Origin of the sequence: Phycicoccus sp. HDW14 (assembly GCF_011383005.1) — a bacterium.
GTDB lineage: Bacteria > Actinomycetota > Actinomycetes > Actinomycetales > Dermatophilaceae > Phycicoccus.
Window position 1 is genome coordinate 2,261,323 of the sequence record NZ_CP049935.1, and the last position, 17,330, is coordinate 2,278,652.

Sequence of the window (17,330 nt, forward strand, 5' to 3'; positions counted from 1 at the left end):
CGGCCTCAGCGCGCGGCCGGCAGCAGGCCGACGGCGTCGCGGACCCGGGCCATCGTGGCGTGCGCGACCTCGGCGGCGCGGTCGGCACCGTCGGCGAGGATGCGGTCGAGCTCGGCGGGGTCGTCGAGCAGCTCCGTCATCCGCTCCTGGAACGGGCCGAGGGCGGCGACGACGACGTCGGCGACCTCCTTCTTGAGGTCGCCGTAGCCGCGGCCCGCGAACGAGGCCGCGACCTCCTCGACGGGTGTGCCGGAGAGCACGGAGTGGATGACGAGCAGGTTGCTGACGCCCGGCTTGGCCTCGGGGTCGTAGCGGACCTCGGCCTCGGTGTCGGTGACCGCCGAGCGGATGTTCTTCGCGATCCGCGCCGGGTCCTCCATGAGGTCGATGAGGCCCTTCGGCGAGGACCCGGTCTTGCTCATCTTCGCCGTGGGGTCCTGGAGGTCCTGGATCTTCGCGGAGCCCTTGACGATGTACGGCTCGGGCACGACGAGCGTCTCGCCGAAGCGGGTGTTGAAGCGCTCGGCGAGGTCGCGGGTGATCTCGAGGTGCTGGCGCTGGTCCTCGCCGACCGGCACGTAGGCGGCGTCGTACATGAGGATGTCGGCGGCCATGAGCATCGGGTAGGTGAACAGGCCGACGTTGGCGTTCTGACCCTTGGCGGTCTTGTCCTTGAACTGCGTCATCCGGCTGGCCTCGCCGAACCCGGTGAGGCAGTTCATCACCCAGCCGAGCTCGGCGTGCGCGGTGACGTGACTCTGGCAGAAGACGGCCGAGCGCTTCGGGTCGACGCCGCCGGCGATGAACTGGGCGGCGGTGACCCGGGTGCGACGGCGCAGGACCTCCGGGTCGGTGGGGACGGTCAGCGCGTGGAGGTCGGCGACGAAGTAGTAGGCGTCGAAGTCGTCCTGCAGCCCCACCCAGTTGACCAGCGCGCCGAGGTAGTTGCCGAGGTGGAGCGAGTCGCTCGTCGGCTGCATCCCGGACAGGATGCGGGGGCGTGCGCCATCGGGGGTGGGGAGGGTGGGCATGCGCCCCATTGTGCCCTGCCGACCGTCCCTAGACTCACCCGCATGACCAGCCCCGCCGCCACCCACCGCGACGCGTTCGGCACCGACCCCGAGGGGGTGTGGTCGGCCCCCGGGCGGGTCAACCTCATCGGCGAGCACACCGACTACAACGACGGCCTCGTGCTCCCGATCGCCCTGCGGCAGCGGACCCGTGCCGCGTGCACGACGCGTGACGACGACCGGCTGCGGGTGCACTCGGTCCAGCTCGGCGAGACGGTGGAGGTCGACCTCGGGTCGGTCGGGCCGGGGTCCCCGCAGGGGTGGACGGCCTACGTCGCGGGGGTCCTCTGGGCGCTGCGCGAGGACGGCTTCGCGGTGCGCGGGATGGACGTGACGGTCGACAGCGACGTGCCGGTCGGCGCCGGGCTGTCGAGCTCGGCGGCGCTGGAGTGCGCGGTCGGGGCGGCGGCGAGCGACCTGTTCGGCCTCGACCTGCTCGGGACCGCCGACGGGCGGGCGCGGCTGGCCCGGGCCTGCGTCCGGGCCGAGAACGAGGTCGCCGGTGCCGCGACCGGGGGATGGACCAGTCGGCCGCGCTGCTCTGCGCCGAGGGGTCGGCCCTGCTGCTCGACTGCCGCTCCGGCGAGACCGAGCAGGTGCCCTTCGACCTCGCCGCGACCGGTCACGTGCTGCTCGTCACCGACACCCGTGCCTCGCACGCGCTCAACGACGGGCAGTACGAGGAGCGGCGCCGCGCCTGCGAGGCGGCGGCGGCCGAGCTGGGGGTGCGGTCGCTGCGCGAGGTGCCGGCGTCCGGGCTCGACGAGGCGCTCGCGCGGCTGTCGTCCGACGAGCTGCGGTCGCGGACCCGGCACGTCGTCAACGAGATCGCCCGGGTCTCGGCGACGGTGGCCGCCCTGCGCGCGGGCGACCTCGAGGAGGTCGGGCGGCTGTTCCGGGCCTCGCACGCCTCGCTGCGCGACGACTACGAGGTCAGCTGCGAGGAGCTCGACGTGTCGGTCGAGGCCGCCGAGGGTGCGGGGGCGCTCGGGGCACGGATGACCGGCGGCGGCTTCGGCGGCTCGTCGGTCGCCCTGCTGCCGGAGGGGTCGGTCGAGGCGGCACGCGACGCGGTCACGGCGGCGTTCGCGGCCCGGGGGTGGCGCGAGCCGCAGTGCTTCGTCGTCACCGCCGGTGGCCCGGCGGCCCGCGACACCTGACGCCGGTCCCGTCGTCGGCCACCACCTCGACCCGCGCCCGGGAGGTCACGGGTTGCACACGATGGCCCCACTTCCGCTGCGCCGGACCGGCTCCGCCTCTAGCGTCACGACCCGACGGAGGGGACGGGGATGGGGACGACATCGACGGCGGCACGCACGCTCGTGCTGTTCATGCTCATCGGCGGTGGCCTGTGCGTGGCCGGCGTGCTCGGCCTCGGCCTGGCGCTGCCCTTCGCGTTCCGGGAGGCCGACCGGAGCATGACCATCGAGAACACCAGCGGTCGCGTCCTGCTCGTCGAACGGGCCGCGGACCCGGCCCGCGACTCCCCCCTCCCGGTCGTCCTCGCCGTCGCCACCGAGGAGTGGCCCGTGGCCGGGTGCACCGACGAGCGGCTGGTGGCCCGTGACCTCTCCGGCTCGGTGGTCGCGTCCCGCGACGGCGTCTGCGCCGAGGACACCTGGGTCGTCACCGGTCAGGGGCTGCCGCCCGCGCCGGAGCACTCGGCGGGTCCCGTCCGGGCGGACCAGGTCGAGGTGCGGCTCACGGTGGGGGCGGTGTTCGACCTCTCCGACCGGACCCTCGAGTGGGCCCGGGCCCTGCCGGCCGCCCTCGAGCGGACCCGCGCCGCGGCCCGGGCGTCCGGTGCGACGGTCGAGGGACCGTTCCTCGAGGCCCACCGCATCACCTTCTACCTGCGCGGTCCCGACCCGGCGGGGCTGCTCGACCTGGCCCGCGACGACCTGCTCCGGCCCGCGCCCGACGAGGCCACGGCCTGGGGCGGACCCCGGCGCGGCGCCGCCCCCACGACCGGGCCCCCGTCGGTGCTGCTCCTCGACCCGGAGCGTGGGCGAGGGTCTGGTCAGCGGGGTCGGCAGCCGCGATACTGACCCCGTGACCGTCTCCACCGCAGGGGGGCCGCCGAGCACACGCACCGCCGGCGTCGGCCTCGCCGGGCTGGCCGTCGTCGCGGCCCTCGCGCTGGTGGGCGCCTTCGTCGGGCGACCCGGCGCCGACCCGGTCTTCCTGTCGAGGGCGGGCGCGCCGGCAGTGGTCCGCGCCGCCGACGTCCACGTCGAGTGCGGCGGCGCCGGGGTCAACACCGGCACCATCGACGGGTCGGGCGGCTGGTCGTCGCCGCTCGCCGCAGCCGAGCGATGGTGGGCCGGAACCGGGTTCGCGACCCAGTACCCAGGGGCGCGGCTCCGGGTGCTCGACGGCACGCAGAGCCTCGTCGTCGTCGCGCAGGACGTCGACGGCTCGCTGCGGGCCGCCCTCCAGTTCGACCGGGAGGGCACCGGCTGGACCTGGTCAGAGGCCCGGTACTGCTGACCCCGTGACCCCGGGACGACGCCGCCGGTGGGTCGTGTCGCGCCTCAGACGGCGTACTCGACGAGGACCGGCGCGTGGTCGCTCCAGCGCTCGGCGTAGCTGGCCGCCCGTCCCACGGAGGCCTCGACCGCTCGCGCGGCCAGCGGCGCGGTGGCCAGCTGGTAGTCGATCCGCCAGCCCGAGTCGTTGTCGAAGGCCTGCCCGCGCCAGGACCACCACGTGTAGGGCCCCGGCCCCGGCCCGTGCAGCCGCCGCGTCACGTCGACGAGGCCGTGCTCGGTGGCCCAGCGGTCGAGGTGGGCCTGCTCCTCGGGCAGGAAACCCGCCTTGCCGCGGTTGCCCTTCCAGTTCTTCAGGTCGTCGGCCGTGTGCGCGACGTTGAGGTCGCCGGTGAGCACCCCGAGCCGGCCGTCGGCGGCCCACTCCCCCACCCGGTCGCCGACCGCCGTGAGGAAGCGCTCCTTCTCCGCCTGGCGCGCGGTGCCGGCCTGACCGGTGTGCACGTACGCCGACGCGACGGTGACGACCCGGCCGTCGACGACGACGTCGGCCTCCACCCAGCGACCCTGCCCCTCGAACTCCTCAGCGATGCCCGTGCGCACGTCCTTGACGGGATGGTGCGTCAGCACGGCCACCCCGGCGCGACCCTTCGCCTCGGCGGGCGAGTGCGCGACGGCCCAGTCGCCGAAACCGTTCTCGGCCAACACCGTCCGCAGCTGCTCGTCGTCGGCCCGCACCTCCTGGAGGGCGATGGCGTCGGCGCCGGTGGCGGCGAGCCGGGCGAGGCCGCCCCGGCGGAGGGCGGCACGGATGCCGTTGACGTTGGCGGAGACGAGCAGCACGCCCCTAGTTGACCATCCCCGCGCCGACCGTCGAACCGGTGGCCTCGTCGACGAGGATGAACGACCCCGTCGTGCGGTTGTGCTCGTAGGGGTCGAGGAGCAGCTGCTGGGTCGTGCGCAGCGTGACCCGGCCGATCTCGTTGAGCCCCAGCTCGCTGCCCTCCGGGTCGCGGTGGAGGGTGTTGATGTCGAGCCGGTACCGGATGTCCTTGACGACCGCCCGGGCCGAGCGCGTCGTGTGCTTGATGGCCAGCTTCTGGCGCGGCCGCAGCGGCTCGCGCGTCATCCAGCAGACCATCGCGTCGACGTCCTGCGTGGCCTCCGGTGCGTTGTGCGGGCGGCAGACCATGTCGCCGCGCGAGACGTCGAGGTCGTCCTCGAGCCGCACGACGACCGACATCGGCGGGAACGCCTCCTCGACCTCCTCGTCGAACAGGTCGATGCCGGCGACGCGGGTGGTCAGGCCGCTCGGCAGGACCATCACCTCGTCACCGCGCTTGAGCACCCCACCGGCGACCCGGCCGGCGTACCCGCGGTAGTCGTGGTGGTCGTCGGACTTCGGCCGCACGACGTACTGCACCGGGAAGCGGACGTCGCGCAGGTCGCGGTCGGAGGCGATGTGGACGTGCTCGAGGTGGTGCAGGAGCGAGGGCCCCTCGTACCAGGGCATCGACGCGCTGCGGGTCACGACGTTGTCGCCCTTGAGCGCCGAGATCGGGATGACCTCGAGGTCGGGCACGTCGAGCCGGGCCGCGAAGGCGACGAAGTCCTCCCGGATCGCCTCGAAGACCTGCTCGTCGAAGCCGACGAGGTCCATCTTGTTGACGGCCAGCACGAGGTGCGGCACCCGCAGCAGCGAGAGGATGACGGCGTGCCGGCGCGACTGCTCGGTGAGGCCCTGGCGCGCGTCGACGAGCACGAGCCCGAGGTCGGCGGTCGACGCCCCGGTCACCATGTTCCGGGTGTACTGCACGTGCCCGGGGGTGTCGGCGATGATGAACTTCCTTCGCGGAGTGGCGAAGTAGCGGTACGCGACGTCGATGGTGATGCCCTGCTCGCGCTCCGAGCGCAGGCCGTCGGTGAGCAGGGCGAGGTCGGTGTAGTCGTAGCCCTTGGTGCGCGAGGTGGCCTCGACGGCCTCGAGCTGGTCCTCGAAGATCGCCTTGGAGTCCAGCAGCAGCCGCCCGATGAGGGTCGACTTGCCGTCGTCGACCGAGCCGGCCGTGGCGAAGCGGAGCAGGTCCATCAGAAGTAGCCCTCCTTCTTGCGGTCCTCCATGGCGGCCTCGGAGAACCGGTCGTCGCCGCGGGTGGCGCCGCGCTCGGTGACCCGGGCCAGCGACACCTCCTCGACGACCTCCTCGAGCGTCGTCGCGGAGCTCTCGACGCAGCCGGTGAGGCTGAGGTCGCCGACGGTGCGGAACCGCACGGTGCGCTCGGTGACCACCTCGCCGTCGCGGCACGGGTTGGCCGGGTGCTCGCTGAGCAGCATCCCGTCGCGCTCGAAGACCCGCCGGCGGTGGGCGAAGTAGATCGACGGCAGCTCGACCCGCTCGCGGGCGAGGTAGTGCCAGACGTCGAGCTCGGTCCAGTTCGAGAGCGGGAAGATGCGCAGGTGCTCGCCGGCGTGGAGCCGGCCGTTGTACAGCGACCACAGCTCGGGGCGCTGGTTCTTGGGGTCCCACTGCCCGAACTCGTCACGGTGGGAGTAGACGCGCTCCTTGGCGCGGGCCTTCTCCTCGTCGCGCCGGCCGCCACCGAAGGCCGCCGTGAAGCCGTGCGCCTCGATGGCGTCGAGCAGGGTGGCGGTCTGCATCCGGTTCCGGCTCGTGCGCCCGTCGTCGACGACGACTCCGGAGGCGATGGCGTCCTCGACCGAGGCGACGACCAGCCGCGCCCCGAGCCGGGCGACCCAGTGGTCACGGGTCTCGAGCACCTCGGGGAAGTCGAGCCCCGTGTCGACCTGGAGCAGCGGGAACGGCAGCTTCGCGGGGTGGAAGGCCTTCTCGGCCAGGCGCAGCATGACGATCGAGTCCTTGCCGCCGGAGAACATCAGCACGGGCTTCTCCACCTCCGCGACGACCTCGCGCAGGATGTGGATCGACTCAGACTCGAGCTCCTCGAGGTGGGAGAGCCGGTAGTCGGCACGGGACGGCACGGCAGGGACCTCTCATCACGGAATGTTTGGGAAACCATAAACGTGGTGCCGGTATCGCCACGTGAGGTGTCCGAGTGCTGGCCACCGTGGGACGGGCAGACTGGCCCGGTGACCGACGACGCGCCCCGCTGGTGCCCGCCGCAGGAGGACCTCGACGACCTCGAGCTGCTGCGCCGCGGCCTCTACGGACCCGACGCGCCGATCCGCCCGCTCCACCTGCCGCCGGAGGAGACCGACCGGGCCGTCGCGGCCGGGTCCCTCGTCGTCGTCGACCCCGAGGGGGTGCCGCTCGTCCGGCTCGACGCGCTCGAGCGGCTTCACGGCGGGCTCGTCACCGGTCGGCCCACCTGGCTGGCCGACCCGTCACCGCGACCGTTCCAGGCGCTGCACCTCACCGGGCCGACCGATCTGTCCGGCGCGGACGTGCTCCTCGTCGAGTCGGCCGCCGACGTCCCCTCCTCGGTGCCGCCGGGGCCACCCTGCTGGTGCTGGCCTCCACCTCGCTCGACGGCACGACCGCCGGGACCGACACCGTGCGGGCGGCGCTGGCCGCGGCGCGACCCGTCGGGGCCCGGGTCCTCGTCGCACCGCTCCCGGAGGACGCCGACCGGCGGGCGGCCCTGCTCGACACGCTCGGGATCGACCCGGCCACGGTGCCGGGGGCGCACCCCACTGCGCACGCCGGGGCGGTGCCGGTCGAGGCCCCCGCGGCGACGGGTGTCGTCGTCCTGCTCACCGGGCTGTCGGGGTCGGGGAAGTCGACCATCGCCCGGGCCCTCGCGGGCCGGCTCGTCGAGGAGGGCACGCGGGTGACCCTCCTCGACGGCGACCGGGTGCGCCGCCACCTCACCGCCGGCCTGGGGTTCTCCGCGGCGGACCGCGACACCAACGTCCGGCGGATCGGCTGGGTCGCCGCCGAGGTGGCCCACCACGGCGGCATCGCGGTGTGCAGCCCGATCGCCCCGCACGACGCCGTGCGCCGCGAGGTCGCCGCGATGGCCACCGCTCGCGGCGGACGCTTCGTCCTCGTCCACGTCGCGACACCCCTCGAGGAGTGCGAGCGCCGTGACCGCAAGGGCCTCTACGCCGCGGCCCGGCGCGGCGAGGTCGCCGACTTCACCGGCATCTCCGCCCCCTACGACGTGCCCGAGGAGCCCGACCTGCGCCTCGACACCACCGGTCGGCCGGTCGAGGAGTGCGTCGAGCAGGTGCTCGCCGTCCTGCACCGCGTCCGTGGCTGACCTCGGGCGCCGCCGCCGTCCCGCTCGGCGCTGACCTGCGGCGACTCGCCGCGCGAGGTCTCCGCCTCCACCCCATCTCGACTACAGTGGCTCGCTGTCGGAAGGGTACCTACCGCAGGGGGACGGACCCAGGCCCCACGGGGCCGAACAGCGGTGGGAGAGGGAATGAGTCGCCAGTCGCGCGGCCGGGGCACCGTCCTGGCCCTGGGGTGGGGTGTCGTCGACGCCGCCATCTGGTTCGTCGCCGTGGTCGTGGCCACGTGGCTGCGCTACCAGTACGACCCCGACCTCACCTTCGTCCCGTCGACCTACCTCGCCGCGGGCGGCGCGGCCGGAGCCCAGCTGCTCGTCGGGCTCGTCCTCGGGCCGTACACCCGGGGCACGCACCGGGGGTCGTTCGAGGAGGTCCGCTCCCTCGCCACGACGACGGCCCTGGTCACCTTCGCGCTCTTCGGGGCGGCGGTGGCCGTCGAGGCGGCCTCCGAGGGGGGCCGCATCCTCGTCCCCGGCACCGTGCCGGCCATCGGCGGACTCACCGCCTACGCCGTCCAGCTCTCGACCCGGCTGCTGTTCCGGACCCACTCCCGCCGCCGCGCCGCGCGCCGGCCGGACGCCACCCGGGTCATCGTCGTCGGTGCCGGCTCGGCCGCACGCCTGCTCGTGCGCAACCTGCTCCACGACGAGCGCACCTCCTACCTCCCCGTCGCCCTGCTCGACGACGACCGCGCCAAGCGCCGCAGCCGCATCGAGGGCCTCCGGGTGCGGGGGACGCGGGAGGACATGGCCCGCGTGGCCGACGCCACCGGCGCCGAGCACGTGGTCATCGCGATCCCGAGCGCGACGTCGCAGACCATCCGCGAGCTGAGCGCCACCGCCGAGGCCGCCGGGCTGCGCCCGCTCGTCGTCCCCTCGTTGAGCCACGTCATCGGCCGCTCCCTCACCGCCTCCGACATCCGCGACATCGACGTCGCCGACCTGCTCGGCCGCCGACCGGTCCGGCTCGACGACACCGCCATCAGCGAGCAGCTCAACCACAAGGTGGTGCTGGTCACCGGGGCCGGGGGGTCGATCGGCGCCGAGCTGTGCCGCCAGATCGCCCGCTTCTCCCCGAGCGCCTCGTCCTCCTCGACCGCGACGAGTCCGCGCTGCACGCCGTCCAGCTCGACCTCGACGGCGAGGGGCTGCTGCAGAACGAGAACATCGTCCTCGCCGACATCCGCGACCTGTCGACGCTGCGACGGCGCTTCCGGGAGCACCGCCCCGACATCGTGTTCCACGCGGCCGCGCTCAAGCACCTGCCGCTCCTCGAGCGCTTCCCCGCCGAGGCCTGGCAGACCAACGTCCTCGGCACCCTCAACGTCCTCACGGCCGCCGAGGAGGTCGGCGTCGGGACCTTCGTCAACGTCTCGACCGACAAGGCCGCCGACCCCACGTCCGTCCTCGGCTACAGCAAGCGGGTCGCCGAGCGCCTGACCGCCGGATTCGCCGAGCGGGGCGACGGGCGCTACCTCAGCGTCCGCTTCGGGAACGTGCTCGGCTCGCGGGGCTCGGTCGTCCCGGCGTTCACCGCCCAGATCCGCCGCGGCGGGCCGGTGACCATCACGCACCCCGACGTGCGCCGCTACTTCATGCTCATCCCCGAGGCCTGCCAGCTCGTCATGCAGGCGGCCACGATGGAGGCGGCCGGCGAGGTCCTCGTCCTCGACATGGGCGAGCAGGTCAAGATCGTCGACCTCGCCCGCACCCTCATCTCGATGTCGGGGCAGCCCGACGTCGAGATCGCGTTCACCGGGCTGCGTCCCGGCGAGAAGCTCGCCGAGGACCTGTTCGGCCAGGCCGACGACCACCGCGTCACCACGCACGAGCTGATCACCGCCACCGACGTGCCCCCGCTGCCGGCGTCGGTCGTGGGGACCACCCACCCCGAGCCCCACGAGATGCACGACGCGCTGACGAGGTTCGCCCTCGCGGGGCGGTCCGCTCAGGCGGGGTCGACCCCGGGCAGCCGGACGCTGCGGATGGCCTCCAGCACCTCGGCGTGAGCCACGAGGTCGGCGGGCCCCAGGGTGGCGGACCGTCGCCCGACGAGCCGGTCGACGAGACCCAGCGGTTCCGCCACCCGGTAGGCGACCTCCTTGGCCACCGTCAGGGCGGACATCCGTGCAGCGCGACCGCGACCCACGAGCACCGGCCCGTGCCGGCGCACGACGGCGCGCGTGCCGGCCATGCTGCGGGCGTACTTGGCGGCCGGCACCGTGCCGGCCTCCCGGAGGTAGAGCACGACGTCGTCGAGGACGACGGTGTCGCGGTCGCCGAGGGTCCGCACCCACAGCTCCTGGTCCTGGCAGCGGCGCAGCGAGGCGTCGTAGGGGTGCTCGAGGAACCACTGCGTCCGCCCCGTCACGCTCGCGTGCACGAGCGGGGCGTGGCGGAGGTGTGCGAGGGGGTCGCTCGTGGCCACCGACGGTCGCAAGCCGCTCGGCCGGGTGTCGCCGTCGACCGACACCGCCGCGCCGGCGACGAGGTCGGCGCCCTCGGCCAGGGCGGCGAGCGAGAGCTCGAGCCGCCGGGGGTGCATCAGGTCGTCGCCGTCCATCCGGGCGAGCAGCGGCGTGGACACCCGCTGCGAGATCTCGTTGAGCCGCACCGGGGTCCCCCGGTTCTCGCGGTGACGGAACAGCTCGACGCGAGGGTCGTCGAGCGCGGCCACGAGGTCGCCGCCACCGTCGACCGAGCCGTCGTCCACGAGCAGGAGCCGCCAGTCGGTGACGGTCTGGGCGTACACCGAGCGCACGCAGTCGAGGAGCGTCCCGGCGTTGTCGCAGAACGAGATCGCGACCGTGACCTCAGCCACGGCCACTCCCGCGGCGATCGGCCGACCACGCGTCGCGCAGGAGTGGCACGACGTGCTCGAGGCTCCAGGGCGTGCCGGCCATCGTCGCCTGTGCCTCCTCGCGGGACGGCCGTGGGGCAGCGGCCACGGCGAGCACCGTGCGCGCCCACTCGTCGGCGTCCGCGCCGTCCGGGGTGCGGGTGACCAGCCCCGGCACGGCGTCGGTGGCCCCGGTGACGGCGTGCGAGACGACGGCCGGCACCCCGCTGGCCTGGGCCTCCACGAGCGTGATCGGGGCGCCCTCCCAGAGCGAGGGCAGGACGAGCACGTCGAGGTCGGCGAGGACGCCGGGGACGTCGGTGCGCAGGCCGACCAGGTGCACGCGCTCCTCCAGCCCCGCGTCGCGCACGGCCCGGGCGACCGCCTCCCGGTCGGGGCCGTCCCCCACGAGGACGAGCGTCACGTCGTCGTCCGCGTCGCGCCAGCGGCGGGCGACGTCGACGAGGAAGCGCTGGTTCTTGACGGCCACGAACCGCCCGACGTGGCCGACGACCAGCCGGTCCGGCGCGATGCCGAGCTCCGCCCGCAGGCTCGGTGCCGCGTGCGCGAACGGGGCGAGGTCGATCCCGTTGGGGACGATGCGCACCCGGGGGTCCGACGCGGCGCCGGGCCCGAAGAGGAAGGCCGCGGCCTCCGTCGTGCAGGCCAGGCCGGTGGTCATCGTCCGCAGGATCGCCGCCGTGGCCGCGCGGCTGTAGAGCCGCCGCGGCAGCCCCGAGGCGGCGACGACGGCGCGACGGTCGGTCTGGCTGTGGGCGATCCGCACCGGGACCCCCCGCGCCCTGGCCACCGCCAGCGGCACGGCGGAGAAGGTGCTCGTGAACGAGTGGACCGCGTCGAAGGGCCCCTCGGCCCGCAGGATCCCGGCCAGCCGTCGGGCGTAGCCGACGACGTCGCGCCCCAGCGGGCACACGAGGACGCGGTGCCCCAGGGCGTGGATCTCGTCGTCGTAGTCCGACGGCCCGTCGCCGTGCACGAGGAAGGACAGGCGCACCTCCTCGGGCGGCAGGGCCCGGACGACGTTCATCAGCCAGGTCTCGATGCCACCGCGGTTCATCGCGCCGACGACGGCGAGCACCTCGAGCGGGCGGGCGGCGGTCACGGCATCTCCTCGAGGGTGCGCCGCACGACGAGCCCGAACCCGACGAGCTGGACGGCCGACGCGGCCGCCACGGCGACGACGGCACCGTTCAGGCCGAGGGCCGGCACGGCCACCAGCGAGACGACGACGGCGACGACGGTCGCGACGACCGCCGTCGGCAGCTGGGCCGAGAAGCGCTGCGCCGCCGTCGCCCCGCCGACGAGGAAGCTCGCGGCGAAGGAGACGGCCGAGGCGAGGGAGAGCCCGGCGAGCAGCGCGCCGGAGTGCCGGTAGTCGTCGGTGTAGAGCAGCCCGAGGACCTCGTCGCCCACGACCCACGACAGCAGGGCCCCGAGCACCCCCACCCCGGCGCCGAACAGCACACCGAGGCCCAGGAGGCGCTCGAACCCCGGCCGGTCGCCGGACGCGTGCAGCCGGGCCAGCCGCGGCCCGATCGCGTTGCCGACGGCGTTGACGACGTTGCCCGCGGCGAGGACGACGTAGCCGACGCCCGCGAAGAGGCCGAGCGAGTAGGCGCCGAGGTCGTCCTCGACGACGAGGCGCGGCACGTTGGTGGCCACCGCCGAGAGGACGAGGACGGTGCCCAGCGGCAGGGCCGTGCGCACGAGCGCCAGCCGGCCGTCGCCGGGACCGTCGGGCGGGCCGGGGTCGACCCGTCGCGCGCGCAGCGTGGCGGGCACCACGTACCCCACGAGGTTGAGCAGCGAGCCGGCCGCGAAGCCGACGAGCCCGACGAGCAGGCTCCCGGTCGCCACGACACCGACGGCCAGCAGCACGAGCGAGGCGAGCCCGTTGACCGCCTGGCTGCGGGCGATGACGTCCATCCGCTCGAGCCGCTGGTGGTAGCCGTAGAGCACGTCGGCGACCGCGTCGAGGGCCTTGGCGACGGCGAAGACCCCGATGGCGAGGACGACGTCGCGCGGCCGGCCCGACAGCAGCCCGTAGGCGACCGAGAGGGCGACGAGGGCCAGTGCACCCCACACCCGCACCACGACGTAGTCGCCCAGCGGGCGGCGGTGCTCGACGTCGGTGGCCAGGACGATGCGCAGCTGCATCTGGACGAGGACGAGGACCGGCGCGGTCACCGACGCCGCGAGCGCGAAGACGCCCACGTCGACCGGTCCGAGGGTCTTGGCGACGACCGCCACGGCCGCCCACTGCGCGAGCGTGTAGACGGCGTTGCCGACCACCGTCCAGACGATCGGCCGCCGGAGGGAGGCCTCGGTGGTCGGGCTCACCGCGCCACCCGCAGCGGGCGGTCGGCACGGCGGGGTGCGGCAACGGGCTGGACCCACCGGCGGACGGCGAGCGCCCCGAGGAGGACGAGCCCGATACCGGCCAGGCTCGAGGCGGTGAAGGCCTCGACGACGAACTGGCTGTAGCCGCTGCGGGGGGCGAGCACGACCTCGCGGGCCAGCAGGAGGCAGAGGAGGCGGACCTCCCACGAGCGGTGCAGGCCCACGGTCAGCTGCCAGAGCACGACCCCGAGCACGATGCTGCCGACGAGCACGCCGACGTAGCCCGCGTCGGCCCACAGCTCGGCGACGTAGGAGGAGCCGATGCCGCGGCCCTTGAGGTACTCACCGCCGAGCACGCGGTAGGAGATGAGCTGCCCGAACAGGCCGCTCTGCTCGGCCCGCTCGACGCTCTGGCCGGAGAGCGCGCCGTCGCCGAGACCGACGAGGCCCGGGAGCCGCCGTCCGAGCAGGTCGACGAGGTGCCCGAGCGAGTACAGGTGGTCGGGGACCTGGGCCCGGTAGACGTACCCGTACCCGATCACCTCGAGGCTCGAGCTCTGGGCGTAGACGGTGTCCCAGAGCGGCCCGAACAGGCCCTCCGCCTGCCGGGCCTGGAGGGTCCGCGTGCGCCCGACGAGGGCCAGCAGGCCCAGCACCACCGGGATGGCCCCGGCGGCCACCCAGAGCAGCCGCCGCCCGACCCACCGACGGCCCGACGGGTCGGTCGCCGAGCGGTAGGAGAGGTAGACGAGGACCACGGTCACCGAGAGCACGAGCTCGGTGCGCTGCCCGGAGAACAGGGCCACCGAGGCGGCCGCGAGGTAGGCCCGGAGGCCCACCACACCGCCCGGGGGCGCGGGTCGGTGGCGAGGTAGCACAGGAAGACGGCCGTCGCCGACTGGCCGAGCAGGCGGACCGGCAGCGGCAGGCCGGAGGCGAAGGTCGTGTAGAGGTCGAAGTACGACGCGTGGCGCACGAAGAGCGCGGCCTCGACCCCGAGGGCCACGTGGCAGACCAGGGCCACCCCGAGCAGCACGACGGACGCGACCCGGATGCTCGGCACGATGGCGTCGCTGCGGTACGGCCGGGGGGTCGCCCGGCTGCCCCGCCCCCGAGCGAACGGGAGCATCCACCACCCGACCTGGAGCCCGACGAGGGAGAGTGCGAGACAGGCGAACACGTGGGTGTAGACGTCGTCGCGGTTGAAGGGCATCACGAACTGGTCGGTGCTCCCCGGCGGGTAGCCGACCACCTCGAGCAGGGGCCGGGCGAGGAGGAAGACGACGAAGGCCGCGAGGAAGGCCAGCCCCAGGGCCGAGACCCGGGGGGCCACGAGGAGGTGGCGCAGCGCCGACAGGGCGAGCAGGAAGCACGCGACGAGCACCGGCATCGGCTGCGTGGTCGCCCACCCGCCGGCGAGCAGTGCGACACCGGCGACGAAGGACCAGGTGCCGAGCTGCGGGTGGGTCAGGGCGCTCCGCAGGCGGGCCGCCACTCCCCCGGCCTCGGGCTCGCGGGCAGGCGTCATCGTCGGGCCGCCGACCGCAGCAGGCCCTCGAGGGCGGTCCAGAGGCGGGGACGGTCGTAGCGGGCGAGCGCCCGCTCGCGCGCGGCCATGCCCATCCGGGTGCGCAGGGCGCCGTCGTCGACCAGCCGCTCGAGCGCCGCGGCGAGCGCCCCGGCGTCGCGGCGTGGCACGACGAGCCCGGTGGTGCCGTCGTCGACGACCTCGCGGCCGCCGGTGCAGTCGGTGACCACGGTCGGCACCCCGGCGGCCGCGGCCTCGATGACGACGAGCGGCAGCCCCTCGCGGTAGCTCGGCAGGACGCAGACGTCGGTGTCGGCCCACAGCCGCTCGAGGTCCTCGACGTGCCCCAGCAGGTGGGTCCGGGGCAGGGCCTCGAGGGCGGCGAGCAGCGCAGGGCCCTCGGGGTCGGGCCCGTCGACGCGGCCGGCCACGACGAGGTGGGCCCCGGGTCGGCTCGGGGCGAGGCGGGTCCAGGCGCGCACGAGCTCGCGGATGCCCTTGTCGCCGGTCAGGCGACCGGCGAAGGTGACGAGGACGTCGTCGGCGGCCAGGCCCAGCTCGTGCCGGTAGCGGGGGCGGCCACCTCGGGCCCGACGCCGTTGCAGGACCCGTCGGCGAGGACGACGACCCGACCGCGACGGACGATCCGGCGGTCCTCGAGGATCCGGCGCAGCTCGAAGCCGTCGGCGACGACGACGTCGGCGAGCCGGCAGGTCGCCGCCTCGAGCAGGGTGAGCACCCGGCGCGCGAGGCCGGAGGCCCCCTCGAGCCGCAGGCCGTGGACCACGTAGACCGATGGGACGCGCAGGACGCGGCAGGCCGCCACCCCGAGGAGGCTGGCCTTCGGCGAGCCCCACAGCGTGACGTCCGGGCGCAGCCGGCGCAGCAGCCCGAACAGGCTCCACGCAGCGCCCAGGTCCCGCAGCACCGAGGGGTTGCGCTCGAGCGGCACCGGGTGGAAAACGATCCCGTCCCCGGCGGCGAAGCGCGCGACGTCGGCCTCGTCGCTGCAGGTCAGGGCCACGTCCCAGCCGCGCTCGCGGAGGAAGGGCGCCTGGCCCCGGATGAACCCCTGCGCCGAGACGCCGGACGTCATCCCGTAGAGGACGAGGGGGCGGGCCGCCATCAGAACGACCCCCGGCCGTGCAGCGCGACGACGAGGGTCCGGACGAGGATGCGGACGTCGAGCGCCAGTCCGGCGTTCTCGACGTACCAGCGGTCGGCGGCCATCTTCTGGCCGTGGTCGTGCGAGGACCGGCCGGTGACCTGCGCCCAGCCAGTGAGCCCCGGCTTGACGAGCAGCCGGCGCGCCTGGTCCGCGCTGTAGTGGCGGACGATCGGGAGGATCTCGGGGCGCGGCCCCACGAGGCTCATGTCGCCGCGCAGGACGTTGACCAGCTGGGGCAGCTCGTCGAGGCTCGTGCGCCGGAGCACCGCGCCGACCCGGGTCACCCGGGCCTGGGCGCTGGCCGCCGTCTTGAAGACGAAGTCGTCGGGCACGCCGTCGGCCCAGGTGCTGGTGTCGACCTCTCCGGCGAACTCGCCCGCGACCGACATGGTGCGGAACTTGAGCATCGGGAAGGGGGTGCCGCCCGTCCCGCCCGCGGCTGGCGGAAGAAGACCGGACCGCCGTCGTCGAGCTTGACGGCCACCGCGACGGCGGCGACGAGCGGGGAGGTGAGCACGAGCCCGACCGCCGCGGCCGCCACGTCGAGGCCGCGCTTAGCGGCGTGGTACGCGGTGCCGGACACGGCTCATCCTCTCGGTCATCCACGGCTCGAGCGACTCGAGCGGGACGAGCCCGCCCACCCCGTCCGCCACGCCGACGACCTGGCGCGGGTCGGAGACGTCGTCGACGACGACCGACCCGCGGGGTCCGACCAGCCCGCCCGAGACCACGGGGACCCCGTCGAGCTCGGCCTGCGCGGGCCCGGCGGCCCCGACCCCGGGAGCCGGCCAGAGCACCTGGGCCTCGGCGAGGCGGGTGTCGAGCCGGACGACGGCGACCCCGCGGGCGGGCGCCCCCTCCACCAGCCCGCCGGAGACGTTGCCGATGCCGACGTCGACGACCGTCGCTCCCTCGCGCAGACGCCCGAGCCACTCCGCACCGACGACGCCGTCGGCGCTGACGGCCGTGACGAGGAGGTCGACGGGTCCCCTGGCCGGGTCGTCGGCCCGCGGCGGGGCCCCGTGGAAGGCGGGGAGCACCGCGGCGACGGCGGCCACCGTGCGGTCGACGGCTGCGGGGTCCCGGCCGGAGACCCGGACGGTGGCGTTGCGCTCGGCCAGGAGGAGGGCGGCCTTGAGCCCGAGGTTGCCGGTGCCGACGACGACCGCGGTGAGCCCGGCGAGATCGAGGCCGGCGACCCGGGTGAGGAGGACGTCGAGGGAGCGGACGGTCGCGTCGTTCGGCTTCGTCGGGACGAGCCGGGCGTGCCGGACGACCTGCGCGGCGATGGCCGGGAGGTCGAGGTCCTGCTTGCGCTCGACGTCGAGGGCCAGGGTGCGACCCGGCCGGTCGAGGGCGGTGAGCACCTCGCGAGCGGCCTCGGCGGTCTCGACGAGCACGGCGGCCAGCGGCCCGTGGGCGTCGTGGCGGTCGGGGAGCCTGCGGACCGGGACCCCCCGCAGGCGGGCCGTGCAGGAGACGATGACGCGGTCGACGTCGTCGGCCGGGAGCCAACGCGGCTGCGGGCTCGACGACATGGAGCCCCTCACACCCTTCCCTCGGTCCACCCCCGCGGTACGACCTCGGAATCATAGTCGAGC

The 17,330-nt window shown here is 74.8% G+C and carries 16 protein-coding genes and 3 pseudogenes; 6 read left to right on the plus strand and 13 right to left on the minus strand.

The features are described from left to right. Positions 1-5: 5 nt before the first annotated feature. Entirely contained in the window at positions 6-1,031 is a 1,026-nt protein-coding gene (trpS, locus tag G7075_RS11090; RefSeq protein ID WP_371814052.1) for a tryptophan--tRNA ligase, read from the minus strand. Positions 1,032-1,073: 42 nt separating this feature from the next. Between trpS and G7075_RS22775 the strand changes: the two are divergent. The 4 genes and pseudogenes from G7075_RS22775 to G7075_RS11105 form a co-directional block, all read left to right on the plus strand. After that, positions 1,074-1,529, plus strand: a pseudogene (locus G7075_RS22775) (galactokinase); the annotation flags it as partial. A gap of 59 nt (positions 1,530-1,588) precedes the next feature. Further along, on the plus strand, positions 1,589-2,230 hold the full coding sequence (locus G7075_RS22780; RefSeq protein WP_371814053.1) for a galactokinase: 642 nt from the start codon (positions 1,589-1,591) through the stop codon (positions 2,228-2,230). A 129-nt stretch (positions 2,231-2,359) separates the two neighbouring features. Next, positions 2,360-3,118, plus strand: coding sequence for a hypothetical protein (locus tag G7075_RS11100; RefSeq protein ID WP_166121810.1), 759 nt, complete (start codon positions 2,360-2,362; stop codon positions 3,116-3,118). Between the two features lie 4 nt (positions 3,119-3,122). Beyond that, positions 3,123-3,560 (plus strand): hypothetical protein, encoded by a 438-nt coding sequence (locus tag G7075_RS11105; RefSeq protein WP_166121812.1) that lies wholly within the window; start codon positions 3,123-3,125, stop codon positions 3,558-3,560. Between the two features lie 44 nt (positions 3,561-3,604). On the opposite strand, the gene G7075_RS11110 is transcribed toward G7075_RS11105, so the two are convergent. From G7075_RS11110 to cysD, 3 genes are read right to left on the minus strand one after another with little or no spacing between them, the layout of a single operon-like run. Beyond that, entirely contained in the window at positions 3,605-4,402 is a 798-nt protein-coding gene (locus G7075_RS11110; protein WP_166121814.1) for an exodeoxyribonuclease III, read from the minus strand. Positions 4,403-4,406: 4 nt separating this feature from the next. Continuing rightward, the gene (locus G7075_RS11115; protein WP_166121816.1) at positions 4,407-5,648 is read right to left on the minus strand and encodes a sulfate adenylyltransferase subunit 1; all 1,242 of its coding nucleotides are present in this window, start codon (positions 5,646-5,648) and stop codon (positions 4,407-4,409) included. Then, the gene (gene cysD, locus G7075_RS11120; protein ID WP_166121818.1) at positions 5,648-6,559 is read right to left on the minus strand and encodes a sulfate adenylyltransferase subunit CysD; all 912 of its coding nucleotides are present in this window, start codon (positions 6,557-6,559) and stop codon (positions 5,648-5,650) included. Before cysD ends, G7075_RS11115 begins: the two co-directional genes overlap by 1 nt. Positions 6,560-7,044: 485 nt before the next feature. Here cysD and cysC point away from each other — a divergent pair, with 485 nt between their 5' ends. Together cysC and G7075_RS11130 are read left to right on the plus strand one after the other, a co-directional pair. Next, positions 7,045-7,800, plus strand: a complete 756-nt coding sequence (gene cysC, locus G7075_RS11125) for an adenylyl-sulfate kinase (protein ID WP_240917553.1) — start codon at positions 7,045-7,047, stop codon at positions 7,798-7,800. Between the two features lie 165 nt (positions 7,801-7,965). Then, positions 7,966-9,842 (plus strand): annotated as a pseudogene (locus G7075_RS11130) (polysaccharide biosynthesis protein). Here the strand turns inward: G7075_RS11130 and G7075_RS11135 are convergent. The 9 genes and pseudogenes from G7075_RS11135 to G7075_RS11175 form a co-directional block, all read right to left on the minus strand. Further along, on the minus strand, positions 9,782-10,654 hold the full coding sequence (locus G7075_RS11135) for a glycosyltransferase family 2 protein (RefSeq protein WP_166121822.1): 873 nt from the start codon (positions 10,652-10,654) through the stop codon (positions 9,782-9,784). The pseudogene G7075_RS11130 and the gene G7075_RS11135 overlap by 61 nt on opposite strands. Beyond that, a complete protein-coding gene (locus G7075_RS11140) occupies positions 10,647-11,795 on the minus strand; it encodes a glycosyltransferase (protein WP_166121824.1) in 1,149 nt (382 codons plus the stop codon). Before G7075_RS11140 ends, G7075_RS11135 begins: the two co-directional genes overlap by 8 nt. After that, positions 11,792-13,033, minus strand: coding sequence for a lipopolysaccharide biosynthesis protein (locus tag G7075_RS11145; protein ID WP_166121826.1), 1,242 nt, complete (start codon positions 13,031-13,033; stop codon positions 11,792-11,794). Before G7075_RS11145 ends, G7075_RS11140 begins: the two co-directional genes overlap by 4 nt. Continuing rightward, positions 13,030-13,839 carry an O-antigen polysaccharide polymerase Wzy gene (gene wzy / locus G7075_RS22000; RefSeq protein ID WP_166121828.1) on the minus strand — a complete coding sequence of 270 codons (810 nt, stop codon included), beginning with the start codon at positions 13,837-13,839 and terminating at the stop codon, positions 13,030-13,032. The genes G7075_RS11145 and wzy (G7075_RS22000) overlap by 4 nt, the downstream gene beginning before the upstream one ends. After that, positions 13,794-14,561 (minus strand): O-antigen polysaccharide polymerase Wzy, encoded by a 768-nt coding sequence (gene wzy, locus G7075_RS22005; protein ID WP_166121830.1) that lies wholly within the window; start codon positions 14,559-14,561, stop codon positions 13,794-13,796. The genes wzy (G7075_RS22000) and wzy (G7075_RS22005) overlap by 46 nt, the downstream gene beginning before the upstream one ends. Next, positions 14,558-15,166, minus strand: coding sequence for a glycosyltransferase (locus tag G7075_RS11160; protein ID WP_240918041.1), 609 nt, complete (start codon positions 15,164-15,166; stop codon positions 14,558-14,560). The genes wzy (G7075_RS22005) and G7075_RS11160 overlap by 4 nt, the downstream gene beginning before the upstream one ends. Further along, positions 15,070-15,687, minus strand: a complete 618-nt coding sequence (locus tag G7075_RS11165; RefSeq protein WP_166121832.1) for a glycosyltransferase — start codon at positions 15,685-15,687, stop codon at positions 15,070-15,072. The genes G7075_RS11160 and G7075_RS11165 overlap by 97 nt, the downstream gene beginning before the upstream one ends. Further along, a pseudogene (locus G7075_RS11170) lies at positions 15,687-16,312 on the minus strand (sugar transferase). The gene G7075_RS11165 and the pseudogene G7075_RS11170 overlap by 1 nt, the downstream one beginning before the upstream one ends. Continuing rightward, positions 16,284-17,267 (minus strand): hypothetical protein, encoded by a 984-nt coding sequence (locus tag G7075_RS11175; RefSeq protein WP_166121834.1) that lies wholly within the window; start codon positions 17,265-17,267, stop codon positions 16,284-16,286. Before G7075_RS11175 ends, G7075_RS11170 begins: the two are co-directional and overlap by 29 nt. Positions 17,268-17,330: the final 63 nt, after the last annotated feature.

What these genes read in the sequence shown, in the direction of transcription:
- trpS (WP_371814052.1), bottom strand. Translation starts at nt 1,031, where the DNA reads ATGCCCACCCTCCCCACCCCCGATGGCGCACGCCCCCGCATCCTGTCC.
- G7075_RS22780 (WP_371814053.1), top strand. Translation starts at nt 1,589, where the DNA reads ATGGACCAGTCGGCCGCGCTGCTCTGCGCCGAGGGGTCGGCCCTGCTG.
- G7075_RS11100 (WP_166121810.1), top strand. Translation starts at nt 2,360, where the DNA reads ATGGGGACGACATCGACGGCGGCACGCACGCTCGTGCTGTTCATGCTC.
- G7075_RS11115 (WP_166121816.1), bottom strand. Translation starts at nt 5,648, where the DNA reads ATGGACCTGCTCCGCTTCGCCACGGCCGGCTCGGTCGACGACGGCAAG.
- wzy (WP_166121830.1), bottom strand. Translation starts at nt 14,561, where the DNA reads ATGACGCCTGCCCGCGAGCCCGAGGCCGGGGGAGTGGCGGCCCGCCTG.
- G7075_RS11165 (WP_166121832.1), bottom strand. Translation starts at nt 15,687, where the DNA reads ATGGCGGCCCGCCCCCTCGTCCTCTACGGGATGACGTCCGGCGTCTCG.
- G7075_RS11175 (WP_166121834.1), bottom strand. Translation starts at nt 17,267, where the DNA reads ATGTCGTCGAGCCCGCAGCCGCGTTGGCTCCCGGCCGACGACGTCGAC.